15 protein-coding genes and 2 pseudogenes are annotated in these 17741 nt (G+C 68.1%); 7 read left to right on the top strand and 10 right to left on the bottom strand.

The window, feature by feature from the left end:
• Positions 1-55: 55 nt before the first annotated feature.
• The 5 genes from ACGFS9_RS22725 to ACGFS9_RS22705 form a co-directional block, all read right to left on the bottom strand.
• A complete protein-coding gene (locus ACGFS9_RS22725; protein ID WP_393255615.1) occupies positions 56-295 on the bottom strand; it encodes a hypothetical protein in 240 nt (79 codons plus the stop codon).
• Positions 296-635: 340 nt separating this feature from the next.
• The gene (locus tag ACGFS9_RS22720) at positions 636-2285 is read right to left on the bottom strand and encodes a nickel/cobalt transporter (RefSeq protein WP_393255614.1); all 1650 of its coding nucleotides are present in this window, start codon (positions 2283-2285) and stop codon (positions 636-638) included.
• Positions 2282-3625 (bottom strand): tetratricopeptide repeat protein, encoded by a 1344-nt coding sequence (locus tag ACGFS9_RS22715; RefSeq protein WP_393255612.1) that lies wholly within the window; start codon positions 3623-3625, stop codon positions 2282-2284. Before ACGFS9_RS22715 ends, ACGFS9_RS22720 begins: the two co-directional genes overlap by 4 nt.
• Positions 3626-3705: 80 nt before the next feature.
• On the bottom strand, positions 3706-5268 hold the full coding sequence (locus ACGFS9_RS22710; RefSeq protein WP_393255610.1) for a DUF4331 domain-containing protein: 1563 nt from the start codon (positions 5266-5268) through the stop codon (positions 3706-3708).
• 1013 nt (positions 5269-6281) lie between these two features.
• Positions 6282-6800 (bottom strand): GNAT family N-acetyltransferase, encoded by a 519-nt coding sequence (locus tag ACGFS9_RS22705; RefSeq protein ID WP_393255609.1) that lies wholly within the window; start codon positions 6798-6800, stop codon positions 6282-6284.
• Between the two features lie 591 nt (positions 6801-7391).
• Here ACGFS9_RS22705 and ACGFS9_RS22700 point away from each other — a divergent pair.
• Positions 7392-8732 carry a TrkH family potassium uptake protein gene (locus ACGFS9_RS22700; protein ID WP_393255786.1) on the top strand — a complete coding sequence of 447 codons (1341 nt, stop codon included), beginning with the start codon at positions 7392-7394 and terminating at the stop codon, positions 8730-8732.
• A 31-nt stretch (positions 8733-8763) separates the two neighbouring features.
• Entirely contained in the window at positions 8764-9414 is a 651-nt protein-coding gene (locus ACGFS9_RS22695) for a potassium channel family protein (RefSeq protein ID WP_393255607.1), read from the top strand.
• 294 nt (positions 9415-9708) lie between these two features.
• On the opposite strand, the gene ACGFS9_RS22690 is transcribed toward ACGFS9_RS22695, so the two are convergent.
• Both ACGFS9_RS22690 and ACGFS9_RS22685 read right to left on the bottom strand, forming a co-directional pair.
• On the bottom strand, positions 9709-10401 hold the full coding sequence (locus ACGFS9_RS22690) for an IS5 family transposase (protein WP_393255606.1): 693 nt from the start codon (positions 10399-10401) through the stop codon (positions 9709-9711).
• Positions 10402-10639: 238 nt separating this feature from the next.
• Entirely contained in the window at positions 10640-11005 is a 366-nt protein-coding gene (locus ACGFS9_RS22685; protein ID WP_393255605.1) for a hypothetical protein, read from the bottom strand.
• A 238-nt stretch (positions 11006-11243) separates the two neighbouring features.
• Between ACGFS9_RS22685 and ACGFS9_RS22680 the strand changes: the two genes are divergently transcribed.
• Positions 11244-11552 carry a transposase gene (locus ACGFS9_RS22680; RefSeq protein ID WP_393255604.1) on the top strand — a complete coding sequence of 103 codons (309 nt, stop codon included), beginning with the start codon at positions 11244-11246 and terminating at the stop codon, positions 11550-11552.
• Positions 11549-11743 carry a hypothetical protein gene (locus ACGFS9_RS22675; RefSeq protein ID WP_393255603.1) on the top strand — a complete coding sequence of 65 codons (195 nt, stop codon included), beginning with the start codon at positions 11549-11551 and terminating at the stop codon, positions 11741-11743. The genes ACGFS9_RS22680 and ACGFS9_RS22675 overlap by 4 nt, the downstream gene beginning before the upstream one ends.
• A 206-nt stretch (positions 11744-11949) precedes the next feature.
• Here ACGFS9_RS22675 and ACGFS9_RS22670 read toward each other — a convergent pair.
• Positions 11950-12111, bottom strand: a pseudogene (locus ACGFS9_RS22670) (transposase); the annotation flags it as partial.
• A gap of 293 nt (positions 12112-12404) precedes the next feature.
• On the opposite strand from ACGFS9_RS22670, the gene ACGFS9_RS22665 reads away from it, so the two are divergent.
• Positions 12405-13613, top strand: a complete 1209-nt coding sequence (locus ACGFS9_RS22665) for an Ig-like domain-containing protein (RefSeq protein WP_393255602.1) — start codon at positions 12405-12407, stop codon at positions 13611-13613.
• Positions 13614-13616: 3 nt separating this feature from the next.
• Here the strand turns inward: ACGFS9_RS22665 and ACGFS9_RS22660 are convergent.
• Positions 13617-15014: pseudogene (locus ACGFS9_RS22660) on the bottom strand (transposase).
• Positions 15015-15157: 143 nt separating this feature from the next.
• Complete coding sequence (locus tag ACGFS9_RS22655; RefSeq protein ID WP_393255600.1) at positions 15158-15565, bottom strand: DUF3224 domain-containing protein; 408 nt, start codon at positions 15563-15565, stop codon at positions 15158-15160.
• Between the two features lie 620 nt (positions 15566-16185).
• Here ACGFS9_RS22655 and ACGFS9_RS22650 point away from each other — a divergent pair.
• Both ACGFS9_RS22650 and ACGFS9_RS22645 read left to right on the top strand, forming a co-directional pair.
• Positions 16186-16425, top strand: coding sequence for a hypothetical protein (locus tag ACGFS9_RS22650; RefSeq protein WP_393255599.1), 240 nt, complete (start codon positions 16186-16188; stop codon positions 16423-16425).
• 746 nt (positions 16426-17171) lie between these two features.
• Positions 17172-17738, top strand: a complete 567-nt coding sequence (locus ACGFS9_RS22645) for a hypothetical protein (protein ID WP_393255597.1) — start codon at positions 17172-17174, stop codon at positions 17736-17738.
• The last annotated feature ends 3 nt before the right edge of the window (positions 17739-17741 follow it).

Here is a 17741-nt window from a genome sequence, read left to right as displayed (position 1 = left end):
GCGGAGTGCGCCGTCCGCGCCCGCCGAGGGCCGCGGCGCCTCGTGTTCTGGGCCGTCACGTTGTGGTGGGTCCCGAGCCCTCGTCGCGCTGCTCGTAGTTGGCGAGTGCGAGGCCGAGGGCGAAGAAGGTGGGAGCCCACTCGCCGACGAAGATGCCCCAGCGGTCGGCGCGCTCGACGTTCTCCGTCCTGCTGGAGGTCAGCCACGACACGAGGGACAGTCCGATGGACGCGGAGGCCGCCAGGTAGGCGTGCTCGCTCGTGACCCCCGCGTCGTGCAGCCTTTTCACGATCATGTCGGCTTCCTTTCGATGGAGCGCGGAACATTATGTATCGAATGGTGTGAAGAGAGACAAAAAATCTTCGGGTGGGAATCCGTGAACGGATGCGCGCCGCGTCGGAACGGAAGAAGACCGGCTTGGACCGAAGACGCCCGCGGCTGTGTGTGGGCCTCGACTCGCAGGTCATGGGGGAGGTGCCGCGTTCGAACGCCGTCCCCTCAGGGCTGCCGTGCCGGCCTTCGGCGTCGGCAGACGGGTGGGCGCCCGGGGGTCAATGGTCCGGGCCACCGGATCGGATCAGAGGCGAGGTCACCGCAGGCGGGGCAAGGATCGGCCCGAGCAGGCGCCGAGCAGGTCAGGCCGACAATGCACGAAAGGTAAGGCCAAGGCCGACGATCACGACCAGGAGTGCTGTCGCCGGGGGACCGATGCGGGTCAGTACTTGAACGGCCCGATGGCGGATGCCGGAAGGAGATCGGAGGCGAGCTTCGATCCGTTCCCGCAGGCGCACCAGGAGGAGCCCGACGAGAGTGAGCGTTGCCGCCATGCCGAGGCCGTAGGCGATGACCAGGAGCACGCCGAAAGCAGTCCGCCCCAGTGCCACCGCGCCGAGGAGGACGACGAGTGCCGACGGGCTGGGAACGAGTCCGCCGGCGATACCCATCCCGATGAGCCCGCCTCGGCCGGTACGGCCGGGGCTGAGGCCGTGGTGGTGATCCGGAGGGGTGGCCGTGTCGCTCGGAGGCTTCTGGAGGATGGCCACGCCGGCGACCCCCGACTGTGGGCCGAGCCGCCCCGACGGCCGACCGTCATGGAGGTCGGGTGCGTGGCCGTGGTCGTGAGGCGCATGATCGCCGTGACCGTGACCGTGACCGTGATGGTGCTGCCCGTGGCTGCCGTGATGGTGGTGGTGTCCGACGCCGTGATGGTGGTGGCCCTGCTGGGGCCGGTTGCGCAGGGCTGAGGTGAGGAGCCACAGGCCGATACCTGTGACGATCACACCGCTCGCTGCCCCGAGCCAGTTCAGGACTGTCTCACCGGCCAGGTGGGTGGCGGCGGGGAGCGCGAGTCCGAGGACGAGTACCCCCGCCGTGTGGGTGAGGGTGACGGTGGCTCCGACGGTGACGGCGTCGCGTCGGGTTCCGCGGCGTCCCGCGAGGTAGGAGGCCATGATGGTCTTGCCGTGTCCCGGGAGGAGTGCGTGTGAGGCCCCGAGGATCAGGGCGAGCAGCACGGCCAGCAGCCCGATGGGCACGGTGAGTTCGCGGGAGCCGACCAGCGAGTCGAACAGGGACGCGGTCCTTCCGAGGACCTGGTTGAACCAGCCGGTCCCGGCCGGCGCTGTAGCGTCGGGGGCAGCGACGGTGCCGTCACCGGGAGTGGTGTGCAGGTGGGTGCTGCGCTGGTCGAGCGGGCCGGCCGCTGGGTCGCGGGGGTAGTGACGCAGTTCGTCCGTGGGGGAGAGCGAGGGCAGACTGCTACCGGTGGCCCGGACGCCATGGCCCTGGACGGTCATCTCGCGCCAGCCGATGCGCTGCGTGTCGTAGGTGGTACGCAGGTCGATGTCGGCGGGCCGCGAGAGGTTGGCCGCTGTTGTGTACCTGCAGGTGAGGCGGCTGGTTTTGAGGCCCGCCTCACCGGCTTCGTAGGTCAGGCCCGCCGACGCTGCTTCCCAGTCGATGGGGTGTCCCTCCACGCTGGCGTGGAGTTGGCGGCCCAGCCTCGCGCAGCCGGCTTCGGCGTACGTGCGTCTCTCGCCGTTCGAGACCGCTCCGTCGTGGTCGGCATCGACGACGGAGCGTTCCTGGAGCGTCGAGATCTCCGCGCGGTCCACGACGACCAGGGCGTCGAGACGCTCGGGGAAGAGGCTCAGACCGGTGTGGTAGTTGACGGTGAAGTTGCCCAATGGGTGTGCGGGGGCTGCGAGCGCGGGGGAGACGCCGCCTGCGGCGGCCAGAGCGACCGACGCCGCTGTCAGTGCTGCGCGGTGCATGGTGTGGGTCATGGAGTGTGGTCGATCCGCTGGAGCAGGGCACGCGCGGTGACCGCGTGCAGGGGATGGAAGTGCGGTTCGGTGCGCAGGGCCGCTTCGAGGTCGGAACGCGCTGCGACGTCGTCGCCGAGGGAGTGCCGGATGACCGCGCGGTGGTAGCGGTAGAGCGCGCTGCGGGTTCCGAGGGCGAGGGCCTGGTTTGCCTGGTCGAGGGCCGCACGGTCGCGTCCAGCACGGTGCAGGGCCCAGGCGCAGGCGTCGTGGACGGCGATGAACGGGCGTGACGTGAGAGCTGTCTGGGCCATCTCGACGGCTCGCTCGGGGTCGCCGTGGTCGGCTTCGAAGAGGATCGCGTCGGTGTCCGCGGGCGTGGTGCCGGCCTGCCGGATCGCTTCCTGTCCTCGCAGGACGGCGTACTGGGCTGACGCCTGTTCCTTGTGGCCCAGGGACTGCTGGAGTTCGCCGAGCCCGAGAAGGTAGTGGGGAAGGGGGGCGACGGCGATCGCCGCCTCGAAGTCGTCGATGGCCTGCCGCGTCATTCCCAGGGCCGCCTCGGCACGTGCGCGGGCTTCGTGCAGGGCTGAGTCCCGTGGCGCGGTGCGCAGTCCCGTCTCGGCCTCCCTCAGCGCCTGGCGGGCGTCACCGGCCTGCAGGGCGAGGCCGGACAGCACGGTGTGAGCGAACGAGCGTTCCCCGGTGGTGGAGGCGGCGTTGAGTGACCTCCGCATGAGGGCGACTGCCTGGTCGGTGTCGCCGCGCAGTTCGAAGGTGTAGGAGGCGCGGGCGAGGGCCGACGCGTCGGGTCGCAGGTCGTTCATGCGCTGCACGGCTCGGTAGGACTCGGGGTACCGGCCGAGTTGGGTGTAGGCGTCGGCGAGGACGCCGTAGGCGACGGGGTTGTAGGGATCGGTCCCGGTGGCTTGCCGGGCCCAGTCGAGCGCGGTGGCGAAGTCGTGGCGGGCCGCCGCGAGCGCCCCCATGCCGATCTCGGCGTTGAGGTTGTCGTCGGGTTGTACGGCCAGCGATCGGCGTAGTGCCGATTCGGCCCGGTCGTAGGTCGCGGGGTCGGCGGTGGTGCGGGCCTGCTGGACGTAGCCCATGCCCAGGGCCGCCCACGAGGCGGCGTCCTGGGGCACGTGTTTCACGCGGGCCTGAAGCGCGGGGATGGAACCTCTGGCCGGGGCCGGGTGGGAGGCGGTTGCTCCTGTGGTGCCGGCGTCGGGGGCGAGGCCGATGGCGCCGGCGGTGAACAAGGTGGCGCCGAGTGCCAGCGCGATGACGGCGCTGCGCATCGGGTGGCGTGATGGCGACCGATCAGGTGGGGATGATCGTTCGAGCGTGGTGGTGCGCATGGTGGCTCCCTGCTGATGAGCCGGTGACCGGCCCGCCGCGGCGGGCCGGTCACCGGCGAGATACCTCGTGCCGGGAGGCGTCAGCTGGACTTGTTCCGGCGACGCAGCCGCCAGCCGCCCACGCCCAGCATCAGGGAGCCCAGAACGCCTGCACCGGCAGCGCTGGGGGTCTTCAGCGACGACTGGCGAGTGTCGTTGGCACCGGGTCCGCTGTTCACGGACTTGGAGTGCGGCAGGGCGAGGTAGGGGAACGACGTGCCGAAGGGCACCTCGTTGGCGTCGACCTTGTCGCCGTCGGCCAGCGCGGGCACGAGCTTGCCGGTCTGGACCGCACCCTCGACGGCCTGGAGAGAGATGTCGATGACGTCGTCGGTGAGGCGACGTCCGTTGGGGAAGCCGGCCAGGTCACCCGCCAGGACTCCGTACCGCTGGGGGTTGGCGGTGGGGGGCACGGCCATGTTGAGGCGCAGTTCCTCGGCGGGGACGATGCGCCGCGCGTTGGCGTCCTTGTTCAGCCGGTGGGCGTTGAGGTCGGCCTTGATGGGGCCGCACGCCTTGCAGATGCCGGTGAGGTAGATCTCGGCGAGGTCGTTGCGCGGAGCGGCGGGCGCGGGGACCCCGTAGACCTTCTGGATCAGCTTGGGCAGGATCGGGTCGTAGACCTTGGCCACCACGGGCTTGACGGTGCGGTCCTGGTCCGGGTTGAGCGTGTTGAAGGCGTCCTTGTACTTCAGCGGGACGACGACTTCGTTGACCAGCGGGTTGCCCAGACGGGACACCTGGCGCCACCTGTCGTGCCGGGTGCGGGAGTCGGAGATCTGGACACCCTTGCGGTCGGTCGTGGACCACACGCCGATGACCGGGTTGCGTGAGGCGTTGCCTCTGAGGGCGAGTTCCTTCTTGGGGATCTGCAGGGCCACGGAGTTCACGTTGTATCCGGCCAGGGTGTCCTGGCCCCGCTCGGACAGGTTGCCGCCGTAGAGCAGATCGAAGACCCGCAGATCCGCGAAGAAGGGGTCGTCGGCCTGACCGGCGAACGTCTTGCCGCCACCGGGGAGCGGGCGCACGGCCTGGTTCCGCAGCGCGCCGTAGTTCGGCATGGAGGCGGGACCCACCCGCGACGGCGCCACCGGCACGTTCGACTTGATGGTCCTGCTGCGGCCGTGCTTGGTGACGACCAGGTCGTACACCTGGCGGAAGTTGAGATCCGGGTCGGTGAGCGAGGTGACCTGGCCGGTGTTGTAGAGGAACTGGTTGGCCGCGTCCCGGATCAAGTTGCGGAAGCGCCAGGTGTAGGTGACGTCCGCCTTCCCGTCACCATCGTTGTCGATCTTGATGTTGTAGCGGGCGTCGTCCGCGAAGGCGTAGAAGTTCGGACCGCCATTGGGCTCCTCGAAGGGGATCCAGTTCGCGACGAAGGTGACGCTGTCTGTCTTGTCGCGGCTGGTGAACGCGTAGACGTCGGTGTTGTCCGCGCGGGGGTCGCCGGCGATGAGCGGTGCCTCGCGGTGGCTCGAGGCCTGACTGACGCCGGGCGCCAGGCTCACGATGCTCACCGCGGTCGCGAGCGCGCCGGTGCCGAGCGCGAGCAGGGAGTGGTCCAGGGCCCGTCGCGAACGGGGCCTGGTGGTCGTTGCCTTCACAGGGTTCCTTCCGGAAGCGAACTCCACCCGCCGACCTGAGGGGCGATCGGATGGAGTGATGGGGAGGTGGCTTGACGGTCGGCACCGCGGCGAGCGGACTCGCACTGTCCAGGACGGCATGAAAGGCAACGGGGAATGCCGGCCGGAGACACATCACCACGCAAGCACTGCGCAGCGGCAGGAAAGCACGATCGGTACCCCGGCCGTGCCGCGCGATCGTGGCCAACGTCTCGGCGCGGAGGGTGACCTGACAGGGAAACGCCAGGTGGGAGCCGTGGATGTAGCTCGATCGGAGCCTCGGATTCCGATGCCGACACGGTGGCGTTCCTTAGGCTGTCCGGGGAATCGGTCCACTATCGCAATACATGTGCAAGTGGCCTGTGACGTGGGCGGTTCAGCAGAACGCTCGCCGCCCGGATGCATGCGCGTCTCGCCCGGGGCACGTCGAGGTGCAGCTCAGCGGTTCGGGCCCGTGGCGACAGTGCGGGCGGCGGTGCCGAAGCCGCCGCCCGCACTGGTCCCCGTGAACGCGATGGTCACGGGGACGTCCAGTCCGCGCCGCCCCGTCAGCGGCGGTGGACTGGAGATCTCGGCCCTCTCCGGAGATGCGGGAGTGCGGCGTGCGACGTCTTGTCGCGGCCGACGCCCCTGCTCTCCGCGGGCCCTCACCGATAGCTCCGACGCTGCGGGCGGGTCGGCTTGGCCGGAAGATCCCGATTCGCTCGATTGGGTGACACGCGGCCCTTGGTCCGCACACGGTCTTACGTGCCCTGACGCGGCGGCATACCCCGGGACCGGTCTGTGCACGCCGAGTACGGGCTGCCCTCAGCTCTGCTGGTGATCCCGGGTGTTGTGCTGCCACCACAACCAAATGCCGCCACAACCAACCCTGAGCGGTGTGCGGACGCAACCACGCTCGGCAGGACCCCCTCGAACACGGGCGGATCGCCCAATGCCTCGGAGGGTCGGAAGCCGGTCACCTGCGAACGGCTGCCACGCAGCGAGCCCTCTCGCTACGCCAATTCCTTGCGCATCAACGTGCACATCGTTTCGTAGCGATGCACTGTCCCGTCGGGTGCCTGCTCGTCCCACGCGTCGGGCAGATGGCTGTAGGCAACGTATCCGAGTCGCTCGTAGAGCGCACGAGCACGCGAGTTGCCGTCCTCGACACTCAGCTCCGCGTACCGCAGCCTCCGGTCCCTGATGCGCTGTTCCGCACCCGCGATGAGGATGCTGCCGATGCCGCAGGACTGCAGCGCGGGATGGACCGCCAGTTGCCAGAGCGTGCCCACGCCATCCTTGACTCCGTAGTCGACGCCGCCCTTGGCGATCGGAACATCACGGAACGCACAGACGGCCAGATAGTCCACTTCGCGAGACTGTACGCGCTTCAACTGCTCCGCGACGCGCGCGAGATGCCGAGGAGTACCTGCCCAGGCAAGCGACGCCAGATCTGCATGCGTCAGATCGCGCACAGCCAAGCTCAACACCACATCGGTCACTTGCAACGCCTCCTGCGTGCCAGCCTTCACCACGGCAGCATCCGGGGCAACGCATATTCCCCTGCCGGACCGTCACCGCGGCAGAACGGCGCTGTTCGGTCTGCTGCATGATCGGGCGACGGCGGGGCCTATGCATCCAGGGCTGCGAACGGGGCAATGACGGCCTCGCACTCGACGGAGGGCACTCGGCTCAGACGTCGTTGCCGTCTGCGCCGGGGGTGGGACCGGTCGATCCAGGCGAGGATCGGGGGCGCGCCACTCCTGGCGAGTGGCGCAGGCGTGGCGTTCGAGCATGTTCTTCTGCAGGAGTGCGAAGAACCTCTCCATCGCCGCGGTGTCGCCGGCGGCCCCGACTCGCCTCATCGAGCCGACAAGGCCGCGTCGAGTGAGTACGAGGGCGACACCTCCATCCTTTCGCGACCGCAACGGTGAGCCGCGGTCCGCATTCACCCCCGTGTCCGGTCACCGGTGATCCGTCCAGCAGCCGCTCTACGGGGCAGCCCTGGGACGTGGCAGAGAGCAGACGGCAGGACCTCGTGTCGAGAACGGCATCAGGGTTGTCTATCGTCTTCGCGTGCGAACAATGGTGATGATCGCCCTGAGGGCGGAGGACATGAAGTGGTGACGCCCCGGTGGCCGCGTCTTCGCCATCCGGCGCAGGCGGTCGTGGCCGGCTTCGCCACAGCGATCGCCGCCGGGACGGGCCTGCTCATGCTGCCGATGGCCAAGGTGGGGCCCGGTGGTGCCGGTGTGCTGGAGGCGTTGTTCACCTCTACCTCTGCGGTATGTGTGACCGGCCTGACCGTGGTGGACACACCCGAGTACTGGACCGGATTCGGGCAGGCGGTCGTCCTGGGGCTCATTCAGGTGGGCGGCTTCGGCATCATGACCTTCGCCTCCCTCCTGGTGCTGCTGGTCTCCAACCGCATGGGCCTCAAAGCACGCATGACAGCCGCTGCGGAGACCAAGACGCTCGGACTCGGAGACGTCCGCTCGGTCGTGACCGGTGTCGTCAAGGTCAGCCTCCTGCTGGAGGCCGTCACCGCCGTGGTGCTGGCCCTGCGGTTCGCGCTCGCCTATGACGAGCCCTGGCCACGAGCTGCATGGCTGGGTCTCTTTCACGCTGTCTCGGCGTTCAACAACGCCGGTTTCGCGCTGTACTCCGACAACCTGATGGGCTTCGTCACCGATCCGTGGATCTGCCTGCCCGTCGCGCTGGCCGTCATCGCCGGCGGACTCGGCTTCCCCGTTCTGTTCGAGCTGCGTCGTCGGTTCCGCAAGCCGCGCGGCTGGACGCTGCACACCAAGATCGTGCTGTGGGCCACCGGCGTCTTCCTGGTCGGCGGCAGCGCCTTCATCACCGCGCTCGAGTGGACCAACCCGGCCACCCTGGGACCGCTGGACGCCCCGGGAAAGCTGCTGGCCGGCTTCTTCCAGGGAGTCATGCCACGTACGGCCGGCTTCAACAGCATCGACACCTCCCAGATGAACCCGGCGAGCTGGCTGGGCACCGACGTGCTGATGTTCATCGGCGGCGCGAGCGCGGGAACCGCCGGCGGCATCAAGGTGACCACCTTCGCCGTGTTGTTCTTCGTCATATACGCCGAGATCCGCGGGGAGGGTGCGGTCAACATCTTCCACCGCCGCCTGCCCGGGGAGATCCAGCGTCAGGCCCTCACCGTGGTCCTGCTGTCCGTGGCGGCCGTCGCCGTCACCACCGTGACCTTCATGGTCTTCTCCGATCACAGCCTGGACGAGTCACTGTTCGAGGTCACTTCCGCGTTCGCCACCGTCGGCCTCTCCACGGGCATCACCGCCGATCTGGCCCCCGGGCTGCAACTGCTGCTGATCGCGCTGATGTTCATCGGCCGGCTCGGCCCCATCACCGTCGCCTCCGCGCTTGCCCTGCGCAGCCGCCACCGCCTGTACGACCTCCCCGAGGAGAGACCCATCATTGGCTAGGAAACCCGCCCCCGGGAAGCGCCGTAGGGGAATGCGAGGCTCCGTCGTCGTCATCGGCCTGGGCCGCTTCGGCCGTGCACTGGCCCTGGAGCTCATCGACGAGGACACCGAGGTCCTCGGCATCGACGAGAACGCCGAAGTGGTTCAGGCCCTTGCCGGGTCGCTCACCCACGCCGTGCGGGCCGACTCGACGAAGGAGGACGCTCTGCGCCAGCTGGGTGTCCACGAGTTCGACCGTGCCGTCGTGGCCATCGGCACCGATCTCGAAGCCAGTATCCTCACCGCCTCGCTGCTGATCTCCTTCGGTATAGAGAACGTTTGGGCCAAGGCCATCAGCGAGGCCCACGGCCGCATTCTCACCCAACTCGGCGTCCATCACGTCGTCTACCCCGAGCACGACATGGGGCAGCGCGTCGCCCACCTCGTACGGGGCCGCATGCTCGACTACATCGAGTTCGAGGACGACTTCGCCATGGTCAAGACTCAGCCCCCCGCAGACATCATCGGCCTTCCCCTGGCCGAGAGCGCCGTCCGCTCCCGCTTCGGCGTCACCGTCGTGGCGATCAAACGCCCCGGTGAAGGCTTCACCTACGCCACCCCCGAGACCGTCGTGGAGGCGAACGACACCGTCATCGTCGCCGGACGTACGCGCGCCACCGAGCGGTTCAGCGAACTCCAGTAGATCCTGCCCCTGCAAGCAATGGCGCCGGATCTCCGGGGGCGGCGCGCACCATGCCGTCGAAGGCCCGGACCGGCTCATTCCGGAGTGGCTCCGTGGACGTTGTGCCAGAGATGCCATCGGTCGGCGCCCCGGGCCGCGGCGGGCAGAGAGCGGTGAACGGCGTCGGCGTAGGCCGGTAGGCGAGACCACGGACGGGCCGTCAAGGGTGTGTCCCGTCAACGGCTGATCTTGGTTGTTGAGGTTCAGTGGCTGGTGGTGGGGGTGAGGCGTCCTTCGAAGGCGATCTGGAAGGCGTTAAGAGGTCCTAAGGTGTCGGACGGGTCGGTGGGTGATCAGGCAGGTGGCGAGGCCGAGGACGGCTTCGTGGATGTCGTCGCGTCGTTCCCAGCGGATCCGTAACCGTAGGAAGCCGTGTAGCCAGGCGATCGTGCGCTCGACCACCCAGCGGAAGATGCCCAGGCCGGAGCCGTGTTCCACGCCTCGTTCGGCGATGACGGGGCGGATGCCGCGCTGCCAGAGCAGACGACGGTATTTGTCGTGGTCGTATCCGCGGTCGGCGAGCAGGGCATCGGGGGTGTGTCGAGGCCGCCCGACGACTCCCGCCACCGATGGAATCTTGTCCAGCAGAGGCAGCAACTGCGTGACGTCGTTGCGTTTCCGCTGGTCAGCGACACCGCGAGCGGGATGCCCTGGGCGTCGGTGACGACGTGGTGCTTGCTGCCCGGCCGTGCGCGGTCGACCGGGTTGGTCCGCTCTTGAGCCCCGCCGAGCGGCCCGCACGTGGGAAGAGTCGATCACCGCCCGCGACCAGTCCGGCTTGTCCTTCGACCGCCGCTTCTGCAGTAGCACCAGGTGCAGTTCGTCCCACACGCCGGCCTCGTTCCACGCAGTCAGGCGCCGCCAGCAGGTCATGCCCGAGCCGAAGCCCAGCTCCTGGGGCAGGTACTCCCACTGGATCCCGGTGTGCAGCACGAACAGGACCCGCACAGGGCCTGCCGGTCCGGAACCCGCGGTCTGCCATCGACCAGCTTCGGCGCCGGCTCAGGCAGCAACGGCTCGATGAGCGACCACAGTTCATCCGAAACGATCCACGGCGACTGACGCTTCCCCACGACCAGACCAACGACCGCCAAAGCCGAAAGTCACATGATCAACAGCTTCTGTTAGGACCTCTAAGCCAGTCAGGGATAAGCTAGGTGTGCCGTGAGTCAGTTGCGCCGGGATTCTAACGCTCCTCGCGGTTGAGGGTCTGGTACCTCCCGTCCTGAGGATCACCGACCAGCCGCCGCATCTTGGGGTGCTCCTTCGAGCCGCCGAATTCCCACGGGTTGCCGTCGCAGATGGTGGTGTACAACGACTCATGCGTTGCCTTGTCGTCGGGATACACCCCCCACTCGCCGGAGCCGCTACACTCCGACACCTTCTCGCCGTCACTGCCGTACACGACAAGCCCGGTCACAACAACGGTGCCATCGGCCTCGAAGCGGAGGGTCCCGGCATCGCCACTGGACCAGGTCCCCGTGATCTCAGCCCGAGCCAGCTCCTGCTGCTGCCACATGCACCCGGTGGCCAGCATCAAGGCAGCGAGCACGCCTGCTGGCACCATCCCACCCCGGGCAGCTGCACAGATCCGCCCCCTCATACCGCGCATGGCTTCCCCTCACCTACACGACACGCCCCCGGTCAGTCCGCGCCGCAGGCCAGCAGGCGATCATCCTGCCAAAGGAGTTGAGCGCGTTCAACTTCTGTGACTGTTCGATGGGTCTGCCGCACGATCGGGTGACATCTGAACTGGCTTGCCCTGTATGGCAGGTGGGAAGGATGTCGCTGTGCCCAAGCCCTATCCCCAGGAGTTCCGCGAGGACGTCGTGCGGGTCGCGAGGAACTGCGGTCCGGGCGTCACGGTCGAGCAGGTGGCCGCCGATTTCGGCGTCCACGCGATGATGTTGTGTAAGTGGATGCGCCGCGCGGACATCGACGACGGTGTGAAGCCGGGGACGACGAGCCAGGAGAGCGCGGAACTGCGGGAAGCGCGTCGGCGGATCAAGTTGCTGGAGCAGGAGAACGAGGTCCTGCGGCGGGCGGCGGCCTATCTGTCGCAGGCGAACCTGCCGGGAAAGGGATATACCCGCTCGTGAAGGAGCTGGCCGGCGCCGGGGTGCCCGTCACGGTGACGTGCCGGGTGCTGAAGTTCGCCAGACAGCCCTACTACCGCTGGCTCGACGACCCGGTGACCGCAGCCGAGCTCGCCGAGGCCCATCGCGCGCACGCGCTGTTCGCCGCCCATCGCGACGACCCGGAGTTCGGTTACCGCTTCCTGGCCGACTAGGCCCGCGACGCCGGGGCCGACAGGTGTCCGACCGGACCGCGTGGCGGATCTGCCGGGACTACCGGTGGTAGAGCGTGTTCGGCGAGAAACGGGGCCGGGCCAAGGGGGCGGACCCGCCGGTCCACGACGACCTGGTTAACCGGACCTTCACCGCGACCGGCCCGAACCAGCTCTGGCTCACCGACATCACCGAACACGCCACCGGCGAGGGCAAGCTCTATCTCTGCGCGGTCCCGATCGGAGGCATAGGCGAGGAAGATGCCGATCTGGCAGTTCTCGGTGCGGCCAGCGGTGCCGGACTACTGCCGCTGGGCCCCGGCCCAACGCACCCCCTTCCTCAGCAAGCCGGTGCCATCGACGATCAGGACGGTGCGCCTCTGCCCTGCAGAGCCCGGGTTGGAGCCCTGCAGGGCAGGGGGAGAGCATCGATCAATCCGGTCATCCCTGGACGTATCGCCGTGAGCCCGGCGCTGGGAGGGGTGGGTGGATCGATTGCGTCGTCTCGGCGGTTGCGCGGGGGTTCGATGTCACGCGCGTATCACATGAAATCCGTCACAATTGACCCAGCGAAACGGACTAATGAGTAAAAATATCCCACTGTGGACTGAACCCCCCTGCCTTTTGGCCGGGGACTCGACGATCAGTGCCTGGGAGAGTTTTTTTGATTACCGCACGCAAGCGAGGCGCCGTGCTGACGGCTTCGGCCGCGGCTCTCGTGGTCTCGGCCCTGGCCGGTACCGGCTACGCCGCCACCGGCGACACCGGGGCTCAGTCGGAAACGCAGGCGCAGGCCCAGGGGGAGGATGCCCAGGATGCGTCCGACGCCCGAATAGAGATCACGCCCGGCGGGGCCCACGGCGTCCCAGTCGACGGCCCCGTGCATGTCACTGTCGGTGACGGAAGGCTCACCAAGGTGACCATGACGGCCATCGCGACCGGCGCCGAGGTCGCGGGCACGCTGTCCGCGGACGGTACGTCCTGGTCACCGAGCGGCCCGCTGGAGCAGGCCACCCGCTATCAGGTCGCCGCGGAGGCCGAGGACGCCAAGGGGCGCCCCGCCAGCGAAAACGCCGCGATTTCCACGGTCTCCCCGGCCAACGACTTCCTCGGGCACCTTTCCCCCGAGAACGGCTCGACTGTCGGCGTGGGCATGCCCGTGACCTTCAACTTCGACAAGGCGATCGGCGACAAGGCCGCAGTGAAGTCGAGGATCAAGGTCACCTCCAGCAGCGGCCAGCAGGTCGTCGGTCACTGGCTCGGCGACACTCGGCTGGACTTCCGCCCCGAGCACTACTGGAAGCCCGGCTCCACCGTCACCGTCACGATGAGCCGTGACGGCATCCAGAAGACGGTCACGTTCACGATCGGCCGGAGCCAGATCAGCACTGTCGACGCCGCGACGAAGCAGATGTCCGTCGTGCGAAACGGCAAGACGATCAAGACCATACCCATCTCGGCCGGCAGCGCCGAGCATCCGACGTACAACGGTCGGATGGTCATCTCCGAGAAGTACCGGCACATCCGTATGAACGGTGCGTCCGTCGGCCTCACCGAGAAGGACGGCAAGCCCTCCTACGACATCGAGGCCGTGCCGCACGCCATGCGCCTGACCGACTCGGGCACGTTCATCCACGGCAACTACTGGGGTGGCGACTCGGTCTTCGGCAAGGTCAACTCCAGCCACGGCTGTGTCGGCCTGCAGGACGTCAGGAACGCGGACGACGGCAGGCAGCCCGCCGCATGGTTCTTCGACAACTCGATGACTGGCGACGTCGTGATTGTCAAGAACTCCGCGGACAAGGCCACCGTGGCTCCCGGCAACGGCCTCAGCGACTGGAACATGCCGTGGAGCACGTGGGTCTCAGCTTGATCGTTACGGTCTGGCCTGGTCACGTTCGGCGATGGTCTCGGGTGGTCTGACGGTTTTGCCCACGTCATAGAGGGTGGCGGGGTGCGGGTTCTTCGAGCCGAGGGGCCTGCCGGGGCCGGGCCGGTTGGGTTTCGGCACACGAGCCGGATAAGGCAGCTTCGGGCGGAGGTTCCTGAACCTCGGCGGACCCGGGCGGGGGTTGGGTCGGCCGGGTTCGGCCGGCTTCTCCCAACGGCGGCGGAGATCTGCGGCCAGCGGTCGGGTGAGGCGGAGCTGGGTGTGGGTCACGACGACCAGCCACGTCCACCGGTCAGTCGCGAAGCTTCGGGCGAGTCCAGCCGAGGGTCTGCTTGATCATCCGGAAGGTGTGCTCCAGGTCGACCCTGCGCAAGAACGCCTACCAGCGCAGGTCGTCCTCGCCGGTTCGGCTGGTGGCCGACGTCCATAGCCAGACGGGAAGTGGATCGTGGCCGCCCGGCAGTTGGTCGACCTCCGGGTGGATCAACGCGCCTTCAATATCGGGGAGTTCACTGGCGTAGTCGATCCTCGCGGAGCGGGTGGTCAGACCAGGATGGATGCGGTCCCAAGGCCATGGCGAGGACGGTGGCGTGGCGGTCGGTGACCTGCGCGGTCGCGACGTTGAGTTCGCCCCGGGTGTCCGGCTTGGCGAAGCGGCATTCCTTGCCGTGCTTGGGCGGGCGTCCGCCTTGCGGCGGTGAGGTCCACGGTACCGGGACCGGCTTGCGCATCCGCCCGAGGACCTCCACTGGCAGTCCTTCCAGCAGGTGGGCCATACGTGGAGCGTCGTAGCCGGCGTCCGAGACGATCAGGATGTCGCGGTCGCCCGCCTCCCGGCGGCCCACGTCGATGAGATCCTCAACTACCCGGCGGACTTGAGCCGCAGTGGTCCTCGGCGACATCGTCGGCCGGCCCCAGCCGCACGGCGTCCAGGATCTGGCACCACGAGGTCCGACCCCGACTCCAGGGCGGCGATGAACGAGTAGGGCCGGCCGGGCACGAACTGGTCCGAAGGCCGGATGCTGCGGCCGTATACGTGACAGAACAAGCGGGCTGCACTGGTCGGTGCGCCAGTGGGTGACGTCCACCGCCAGGACCAGGCGCCCGTCGGCGGCCTCGGGCTGCGGCAGCCCTGCCGGCACCTGCCGCAGCCGTGGCACATCGACGTTCCCACTGTTCAAGGCTTCATGCATCGTGCCGTGTCCGCGCCGGCGCTCGGCCGTGAGCGTGAGATCCACCGGCGTGGTCACCGGGCCGTCCGCGCGCAGCAACGCATCGCTCAGCTCGAACAATGTGTCGCCGCGCTGTCAGACAGTCGAAGAAGTCATCTCGGAAGCGAGACGCCACCGCGAACGGCTCCTCTTGGATGTCAGGTTGCGGCAGACACCGTCCCTCACGGCCGTCGTGCTGCTCAGGCGCATCTTTGGCAGGAGCACAGGACCAGACGAGCGCCGTGTTCACGCGCCCGGAATTCTCATTCGGACGATGATGTTCGGAGCATAGTTCAAGACCGACAAGGCCAGCCCTTAGTCGAGTTGGTAGTCGAACCAGATTCGATGCGTGCCGTCAGCGTCAACGGCCATGCCTCCGGTTCCGGAGATCCCGGCCAGCTCGCCGGTGCCGCTTGAAGGCACGACGGTGAAGAACTCCGCTGTGCGGTCGCTGCCGGATGTTGTCGCCGAGTGCGCGAAGTTGAAAGACCCGTCCCGTCCCTGCAGCGAGCCTTCGAATGACTCCATGGCCACATAGGTGCCGACGCCGGTCGACTGGTCGAACGCGGCAGTGAACAGGGTCGCCGCGCGCCCCACGACCTCTCCCTCGAAGTGTTTCTCCATCGTCGCGACACTCACCGGCAGCCCGGTGGAAACGGCAGGCTCGGGCTTCACCTCAGTCGGGACGAACGCTTTGACGGTGAAAGTTGCAGTAGCTCTCATGCGCCGACCGTACCGAGGCGGTCTGACAAACGGCGGTTGGAACCATAGGTGACTCTGCGCCGGGAGGCGACAGAAACCTTAAAGAGCAAGCTCAGAAGGTGTTGGGTAACTGATCGACCTCTGCTTTCGTAGACGGTCGGTGATCTTCGTGTCTCTGAGTCCGCGAAGATCACCGTCATGTGTGCCTGCGCGTGCAAGCCGCCTATGACACGTCGCTGTCGGTCGGTGGGCGGTGATCAAGCCGCAGCTGCATGGAGCGGAGTGCTCGCCCGTGGCCGTCCTTGAGACTCCTGCGCAGGTCATCATCGACACGTTGCTGCAGTACTGGGCAGTGGCTGTGCGAAGCGGTCGGTTCCGCAGAGTCCGGCGCTGCGAGATGCCTCTACCCACGGGTCGTGTCGGGGGTGCGGGCGGCACCTGGGGCCGGGTCCGCGGTGCGTTCGTCCTACCCCGCGGCTTCCCCGCCCTCGCTGGCCTTCGCGGGATGCGCCCACGCCGACCGCCTCGACCGGTTGCCGCCAGCGGAGGAGAACTGGAGCTGTCCGCGGCCTTGCCGACGCACGCCGCACGAGTCGACTACGTACCCGTACCCCCCGGCCCCCATGATCGTTACGCCGGATATGCGAAAGATCATCACCACTGCCGCGCTCGCCACGGTCGCTCTGGCCATGGTCGCGCCCGCCCACGCCGACAGCGACGACAACTTCGGCGGCGCGATCAACGCTGCCAGCAATTGGAACTTCACCGCGGCCGCAGTCTGCCTGCAGGAGGTCGCCGTCGTTCCGGTCCTCGGCGATTACATCACCGACCACGCCAACAACTGTTCTAACGGCAACGTCATCGACCATTCCGCCAAGTAGGACCCCTGTCGCTCGGCCGGATCCCGACAGTCCGGATGCCTGGCCCCGGTCGACAAAGCCGAGGCCGGGCACCGCGGTGCAGCGTCGCCTCTTGAAGCCCCGATGAATCGTCGAGCCATCTGAGACGAAACCGTGGGCGCCCCCCGCCGCCACGACGAACGCACGCGCTCTCGATGTGTACCGTCCGGAGGCCGGGCCCGCCGGCACGGCACGCAGTCGGGTCCTCTGCTTTCCGGGCCCGCTTCGCGGAACATGGATGCAGGCCACGACGGCCTCGAAGGCTGGAGCGTCGCTGGCCTGGCCTACGGTGACGCGGACGGCCAGGGGGGCACGCATGGCCGGGCATCGGCGAGGCGGATCCCTTTGTCCTCAGGTCGCCGCGCGTACCACGACGGACTTCACGACTCACTCCTGGACTGATCAACATCGGCGAGGGGACGGTGCCGCCATGGACTGAGGTATCGCCCACCGCACCCGGCTCGCCGTCACCTCGTCTCACGGCAGCGTCGTGTCGGGCATCCGTCGGAGCCGCCGACCTCTCGGCTCGGCGGGATTGCGCTGCTGGGGGAGGGTGTGCGGGACGGGGGATCGCGTCACGAGGAGCGGCCCTTCCGCCGGTACCAGAGCGTGCCGCGGAAACGTGCACGCCGGCAGAGCACGATTCCGGGCGGTCCGTACAACCAAAACGGTGACCGGCATGTCGTATATGGCAGTCGGATGAAGAGCCGCGAACCCCAGGGGGAATCATGCGTACGAGACGATCCATGGCGGTGCTCGCCGCCCTGTCGATGGCCGGTGTCGGTGCGGTCGTGGCCGCGCCCGCCCCCGCCGGCGCGGCCACGAGCGCCGTCGTCTGCCCGACCGGCTGGGGGAGTCTCCCGAAGACCGCGGCGGACACCGCCGGCGGGTCTCTGACGGACATCAGGACGGGGCGCCACGACTGCTACGACCGCATGGTCTTCGACGTGCCCGCCGCCGGCGCGACGGGGATCGGGTACACCATGCACTACGTCGACGCCTTCTACCAGGATCCGTCCGGCATCCGCATCCCGATCTCCGGTGGTGCGATCATCGAAATCGTCGTGTCCTCCCCGTCGTACGACCCGGAGACGAACGTCGCGACCTATCCCGGCCGGGGTGGCCGGGCCCTTCCCGGCGTCAATCTGACCGGCTACAAGACCTTCCGGGATGCGAAGTTCGGCGCGAGCTTCGAGGGTGTCACCCAGGTGGGACTCGGTGTGCGGGCCCGGCTGCCGTTTCGGGTGACGCAGCTCTCCGGTCGCCTGGTGGTCGACGTCGCCCACACCTGGTGAGGC

The organism is Streptomyces sp. NPDC048566, from assembly GCF_043199735.1.
GTDB lineage: Bacteria > Actinomycetota > Actinomycetes > Streptomycetales > Streptomycetaceae > Streptomyces.
This window is presented reverse-complemented; position numbering and strand designations above follow the sequence as displayed.

What these genes read in the sequence shown, in the direction of transcription:
- ACGFS9_RS22725 (WP_393255615.1), bottom strand. Translation starts at nt 295, where the DNA reads ATGATCGTGAAAAGGCTGCACGACGCGGGGGTCACGAGCGAGCACGCC.
- ACGFS9_RS22720 (WP_393255614.1), bottom strand. Translation starts at nt 2,285, where the DNA reads ATGACCCACACCATGCACCGCGCAGCACTGACAGCGGCGTCGGTCGCT.
- ACGFS9_RS22715 (WP_393255612.1), bottom strand. Translation starts at nt 3,625, where the DNA reads ATGCGCACCACCACGCTCGAACGATCATCCCCACCTGATCGGTCGCCA.
- ACGFS9_RS22695 (WP_393255607.1), top strand. Translation starts at nt 8,764, where the DNA reads ATGCGAGGCTCCGTCGTCGTCATCGGCCTGGGCCGCTTCGGCCGTGCA.
- ACGFS9_RS22655 (WP_393255600.1), bottom strand. Translation starts at nt 15,565, where the DNA reads ATGAGAGCTACTGCAACTTTCACCGTCAAAGCGTTCGTCCCGACTGAG.
- ACGFS9_RS22650 (WP_393255599.1), top strand. Translation starts at nt 16,186, where the DNA reads ATGCGAAAGATCATCACCACTGCCGCGCTCGCCACGGTCGCTCTGGCC.
- ACGFS9_RS22645 (WP_393255597.1), top strand. Translation starts at nt 17,172, where the DNA reads ATGCGTACGAGACGATCCATGGCGGTGCTCGCCGCCCTGTCGATGGCC.